Here is a 1314-nt window from a genome sequence, read left to right as displayed (position 1 = left end):
GGTGGCGCCGTACTGGAGCCCGATCCGGCTGGCTGGCGAAGCCGCCCTTTGCGATCACCTGACCGGCGGCAGGCTGGAGTTCGGCATAGCCCGTGGCTCCTATCAATACGAGTTCGACCGCATGGCCGGCGGCATGCCGCAGCAGGAGGGTGTCGCCTATCTCAAGGAACTGGTGCCGGCAGTGAAGAAACTGTGGGCCGATGATTATGCGCATGACGGCCACTATTGGAAGTTTCCGCTGGCCGCGGGCGTGCCCAAGCCATTGCAGACGCCGCATCCGCCGATCTGGGTGGCGGCACGTGACCCCGGCACATTCGACTGGGCCGTAGGCATCGGTGCCAACATCCTGTCGACGCCGCTTTCAGCGCCCGCGGCCGAGATTGCCGTGCTCGGCGAAAAATTTCGCAAGGCGGTCGCCGACCATCCGGAAGTGCCGCGCCCACGCCTGATGATGCAACGCCGCACCTGCATCTACGATCGCCCGGAGGACTGGGAAGTCGCGGTCCGCCACGCCATCGACTACGGGCGCTCCTTCGAGAACCTCTTCCAGAACATCGGCACGGTAAAGAACGGTTTCCCCGAGGCTGTGCCTTATGAAAGCGTCAAGGGCAAGGACAACTACAATCCCGAGAGCATCCGCAAGAACCTGATGTTCGGCACGCCCGACGAGATCATCGAGAAGCTTGAGGACTACGAGGCCGCCGGCGTCGACCAGTACTGCCTGGGGCTGACCTTCAACCTACCGTTCGAGCTGCAGAAGAAGACGATCCGGCTGTTCGTCGACGAGGTCATGCCGCACTTCGCGGCACGCAATCGCACCAGGGCTGTCGTTGTGGGGCACTGATGGCGATGGCGACCGGTTTCTTCGTCCACGGCGATGTGGCGCTCAACTATCGTGTCGACGGGAACGGGCCACAGAAGCTGGTCTGCATCCATGGCGTCGGCTCCTATCTGGAAGCGTGGCGCGGCGTCGTCGCTCGCCTGCCGGATCAGTTCACCGTGCTCACATTTGATCTGCGTGGCCATGGCGGGTCGGCGCGCATCAAGGGACGCTACGAGATTGATGACTTCGTCGGCGATACGCTGGCGCTGGCCGATCATGCTGGCTTTGCGCGCTTTCATCTTGCCGGCTTCTCGCTGGGCGGCCTTATAGCCCAGCGCCTGGCACTGACCCATCCCGATCGGCTTCAAAAGCTGGTGCTGCTGGCGACCGTCGCCGGGCGCTTGCCGGAAGAACGGCAGGCGGTTCTGCGTCGTCTCGCCGCTTTGACCGCCAGCCAGCCGAGTGCGCACCATGCCGCGTCGCTCTCGCGG

The 1314-nt window shown here is 64.0% G+C and carries 2 protein-coding genes; both read left to right on the top strand.

Going from position 1 to position 1314, the window contains the following annotated elements; translation table 11 throughout:
• Nucleotides 1-844 (top strand): LLM class flavin-dependent oxidoreductase (locus tag EN884_RS36140; RefSeq protein ID WP_164895426.1); only part of this gene is annotated, 844 nt, incomplete at its 5' end.
• Nucleotides 844-1314, top strand: a 471-nt coding sequence (locus EN884_RS36135; protein ID WP_128361138.1) for an alpha/beta hydrolase, incomplete at its 3' end; no start/stop codon positions are given. The genes EN884_RS36140 and EN884_RS36135, both read left to right, overlap by 1 nt.

It is taken from the genome of Mesorhizobium sp. M7A.F.Ca.AU.001.01.1.1, from assembly GCF_004022735.1.
Classification (GTDB): Bacteria; Pseudomonadota; Alphaproteobacteria; order Rhizobiales; family Rhizobiaceae; genus Mesorhizobium; species Mesorhizobium ciceri.
The sequence above is the reverse complement of the archived record's forward strand: the minus strand, read 5'-3'. Positions and strand labels throughout refer to the sequence as shown.